The organism is Vibrio sp. 10N.222.48.A3, assembly GCF_041475345.1.
GTDB lineage: Bacteria > Pseudomonadota > Gammaproteobacteria > Enterobacterales > Vibrionaceae > Vibrio > Vibrio tasmaniensis_A.
In genome coordinates this window covers 1-4,158 of record NZ_JBFRVX010000974.1, presented here as the reverse complement: position 1 = coordinate 4,158, position 4,158 = coordinate 1, and the positions used below count along the sequence as shown (strand labels likewise).

Sequence of the window (4,158 nt, the reverse complement as noted above, 5' to 3'; positions counted from 1 at the left end):
TGGTTTCAGTAGTCAAGAAGCGAGAGAGTCGCAGCTGAGCTAGTTAATTAGTTAATTATTTAGCTAGCGAGTGAAAAACGAAAAGGCCATTAAAGTTCTGAGACTTCAATGGCCTTCTTTATGCTTAGAGCTTAGAGCTTAGAGCTTAGAGCTTAGAGCTTAGACTTAAGCTGAAATGCCCGAACTATTCACAGACGACTGCAACCTTCTCGCTTGCTGCTGTCTTAGCTGGAACTGGATGATCGATCAGTCGAATCGAAGACTCATACAAAGCTGATAGCGCTTGTTCATCAAGTAACTTATCCGCACTGCCTTCAAAAGCAATCTGACCTTTTTTCAGTGCAACGATGTGTGTCGCGTAACGCAGTGCTAAGTTCAAATCGTGCAAAATGACGATCACCCCAACATTTTCCGTTTTGTTGAGTTCAGACAGTAAACCCATAAGCTGAAACTGATGATGCACATCCAGTGCCGAAGTTGGTTCATCAAGGATTAGTACTGGTGATTGTTGAGCCAACAACATCGATACCCACGCGCGTTGACGTTCTCCTCCAGATAAATCATCCGCCAAGGCTTGCGAGAATTCAGTGACACCGGTTCTTTCCATCGCCTGTTGGATAATCGACTTATCTTCTGAATTCCAACGGCCTAGCGCGCCTCTCCATGGGAAACGTCCTAAACGAACCAACTCTTCTACGGTTAAGCCAGCAGAAGCGGGGAGCTTTTGCGGTAAATAAGCAATTTTTTTCGCTAAATCTTTGCTTTTGAATGAAGAGAGGGAAGTGCCGTCTAGTTCCACGCTGCCGTGATCCGGCGACATCTGCCCAGAGAGCAAATTAACGAGTGTAGATTTACCCGAACCATTATGGCCAAGAACGACTGTCAGTTCATTGGTCGGAATCGCGAGGTCTTCGATTGAGAGAATGGTTCGTTCATCACGAATAACTTTGATGTTTGAAAGCTGAAACATGTCAGTCCTGTAATTAGGTCAGTAGCGAAGCTCAATGGAGAAGGCTCGTCGTATTGAACTTTAATAAATGGCGTGACTAAGCGATTTTTTTGTTGTCTGGATGCCTAGGGCAATTATCACAGTACTTTCTTGAATCGCACTTATAAACCAGGCAGCAGCTGATTCTGATCAGTTTTAACATCCCCGAACTAGAATCCACTTTAAGGCTGTCTAAATGATTTTCAGACAACTGGCATGCTTCTAGCCAAAGTTTAGCTTGCGCAGTAATGTAATCGTTGGTCAGGCTTGGTTCGTGTTGCTGAAGTTTTATCAAACTGCCTAACAATAGATCGGCCAATAAATGATTGGTAAATCCTGGGCGAATACGTGTCCATTCACTGATCTGGCTTCGATAAAACTCAGTCAGTGCAAGAATGGCTTCACCAGCATCGGGAATCAGCTCTTCTGGTGAGCCATGTTGATGATCACCATTAAAGAAGCGGTAGCCAGTAATGAACTCTTTGTATCTAAATTGACCGATATTCTTGATGTCGGGCAATGAATGAAGCCCATAGATAGAAATGAAAGTCACATAGATAGGCTGCCAACACACGAGATCCCAGGTTCGTGTTAACCAATACGCTTTGCCTGCTTCTGGGTGGCTTTGCGAAAGACCATCGTAAACTCGTTTGAGCTCTTTATGGCTATTCTCATTTGTTACCGCAATGCTCTTGTTATTAAGTGCACCAAAGCTTCCGCTTAAATAAGGGGTCACTTGTTTTGAGTAAGCGAAGATTTTTTGATGTAGGGACGGGGCTTTCCGACGAGTGATAATATTGTGCAGTTGGGGAAGCATCTTAAATCAATAAATGAGAATCAGTTGCGTTATCATAACGAACATAGTCGAGGATAACCATACAAAATGGAGCATCTACTCGGTGCTTTTTACGTTTTTGAGATTTATAAAGTTTGGATGGGCTGTCCTTTTTTCAGTGATAAAAGCCACTTTAAGTGATAAAAGTATTGTTGAACCCAACACGCCCTAGTCAAAAATAGAGAAGATGAAAGCTTGAATATGAACACACCTGCATTTGACCGTATCAGCCGCGTTCTGGCTTATATCCATGCGAATCTTAGCTCTGCGTTATCGCTAGAAGATTTAGCGACGCAAAGCTGTTGGTCTCGTTGGCAGCTGCAAAGAGTGTTTCAAGCCGAAACCGGGCTTACCGTGGCGAACTATGTGAGAGAGCTAAAGTTAAGTCAGGCTGCCGAAGAGCTGCTTGATGGAAAAGATCGTGTTATCGATATTGCGCTTGGTCTCGGATTCAATTCAGAAATAAGCTTTAGCCGTTCGTTTAAGCAAATGTTTGGGGTAAGCCCAAGTCAGTATAGAAAAGCAGGCAAAAGAGTAGGGTTAAAAAAGCCGATACAAGTATCTGAAACGGCGAGTAATTCAGAAAATAGGGCGTTAAGCTTTGTGGAAGTACGCATTGATGAAAGAGAGTCTTTCTTAGTGAAAGGAATGACATCAGAAATCAGTGGCTTGTTTTCACTCACGCAAGACTTCGCGCAGAAAGTCCCTCAGCTATGGTCACGTTTAGAAGGTGAGGTTGAAATCCCTGACGCCAACATGCTCCAGTTTATTGGCGTTGTTGACCTGACTCAGTCTTGTTTTGACGGAACCAATATTTACTATTGGGCGGGCGTTGAGCTTCATGACGAGATCTCTATCCCGCAACTGCCTAGTATTATCTCTGATAAGTTAGAGGTGCTGACGATTCCGAAGCAAACCTATGCTGTAGTGAAGCACCGTGGTCCTATAGAGCATCTACCCCATACTCTAAGTTGGTTTGTGCTTAATTGGCTTCCAAATTCAGGTTATCGTGGCGTTGATGGTTATGAACTTGAGATGTACCCATTTGGTTATCAAGCTCATGCTTCTGATGCGGAAATGGAGTACTGGGTTCCTATTATTAAATCGTAGTCATATTTCAGCTCTCCGACTTTCTCCCCCCTTCTCAAAAGCCTTTGTGTTACAAGGTCAAAGGCTACAAGGTCAAACGCTACTAGGTCAAATGTTACTAGATCAATTGTGTGTTTAATCAGCAATTGACCTAGTTTTACTCAAAATAGGCCAAGTTCTTTTTGAACTTGCACCAAATTGTTAATTATCCTACCTCTAGATACATACAATGCAAATGAGATTTATTACTATTTACAATTAAGCATTGGTACCGAGGGAATCATGACCACTCACACTCGTTTTAAGTATTCATCATTGGCAGTCGCGTTGCTGACTGCGTTTTCAGCGCAAGCATTCGCGGAAGATACCGCTACTTCGGCAGATTCGAATGTAGAAACTATTACTGTTATGGGTAAAGCCTACCGTAATACAGCAACGAAAACCGTTTTAGCACCAGAAGAAACGCCGCAAACACTTAACGTTATCGAAAGCGAACAGATGGAACAACGTGGTGTTAAGTCTGTAATGCAAGCTCTTCGCTATGCACCAGGTGTATCAACCGAGAATAAAGGTGGTGCAGTGGTTCTTAGTGATTGGGTTAAAATTCGCGGTTTTGACTCTACGAATAACTATTATGACGGAATGATGTTGCCAATCCTTCCTGGATGGAACGTACAACCTCAGATTGATCCTATTGCGATGGAGCGTTTGGAAATATTTAAAGGTCCAACATCGGTTCTTTACGGATCAATGCCACCAGGAGGCATGGTTAATATCATTGCAAAAGCGCCTAAGTTCGAAGAGTCTACGAAAATTGGCTTAGCAACGGGTTTAGATAACTTAGTTGAAGCTTCAATGGATACAACGGGTGCTTTGAGTGACAACGTTGCTTATCGCTTGGTTGCTCTGGGTCGTAAGAAAGATACGCAAGTAGACGGTGTTGAGGAAGAGCGCTATGTGATTGCGCCATCAATCGATTGGTATGTGTCTGATAAAACCTTTATTAACTTCAATCTTTATTATCAGAATGACCCTGCATTAGGTCAGAACGTGACACTCCCATTAGCGGCGATTGAATCAGGAAAAGTATCACCTTCGACATTTGCCGGGGATGTTAATTACAACACCATCAAACGTGATTTCTTTATTACTGGTTATAAGTTTAACCATGATTTCAACTCAAATTGGGCATTTCTTCAGAATTTCCGTTATATGAAAACTGACTTTTATCAAGAAAGTACTAGCA

At 42.7% G+C, this 4,158-nt stretch carries 4 protein-coding genes; 2 read left to right on the top strand and 2 right to left on the bottom strand.

The window, feature by feature from the left end; genetic code table 11:
* Positions 1-184: 184 nt before the first annotated feature.
* Positions 185-970 (bottom strand): ABC transporter ATP-binding protein, encoded by a 786-nt coding sequence (locus AB4653_RS22655; RefSeq protein ID WP_009845542.1) that lies wholly within the window; start codon positions 968-970, stop codon positions 185-187.
* A gap of 76 nt (positions 971-1,046) precedes the next feature.
* Positions 1,047-1,805 (bottom strand): siderophore ferric iron reductase, encoded by a 759-nt coding sequence (locus AB4653_RS22650; protein WP_009845541.1) that lies wholly within the window; start codon positions 1,803-1,805, stop codon positions 1,047-1,049.
* 219 nt (positions 1,806-2,024) lie between these two features.
* Between AB4653_RS22650 and AB4653_RS22645 the strand changes: the two genes are divergently transcribed.
* Together AB4653_RS22645 and AB4653_RS22640 are read left to right on the top strand one after the other, a co-directional pair.
* Positions 2,025-2,933: an AraC family transcriptional regulator gene (locus tag AB4653_RS22645; protein ID WP_009845540.1), complete on the top strand. Its 909-nt coding sequence runs from the start codon at positions 2,025-2,027 to the stop codon at positions 2,931-2,933.
* 261 nt (positions 2,934-3,194) lie between these two features.
* A partial coding sequence (locus AB4653_RS22640) for a TonB-dependent siderophore receptor (RefSeq protein ID WP_372105383.1) occupies positions 3,195-4,158 on the top strand: 964 nt, incomplete at its 3' end.

Excerpts from the sequence above, each read along its gene's own strand:
- AB4653_RS22655 (WP_009845542.1), bottom strand. The coding sequence starts at position 970 with ATGTTTCAGCTTTCAAACATCAAAGTTATTCGTGATGAACGAACCATT.
- AB4653_RS22650 (WP_009845541.1), bottom strand. The coding sequence starts at position 1,805 with ATGCTTCCCCAACTGCACAATATTATCACTCGTCGGAAAGCCCCGTCC.
- AB4653_RS22645 (WP_009845540.1), top strand. The coding sequence starts at position 2,025 with ATGAACACACCTGCATTTGACCGTATCAGCCGCGTTCTGGCTTATATC.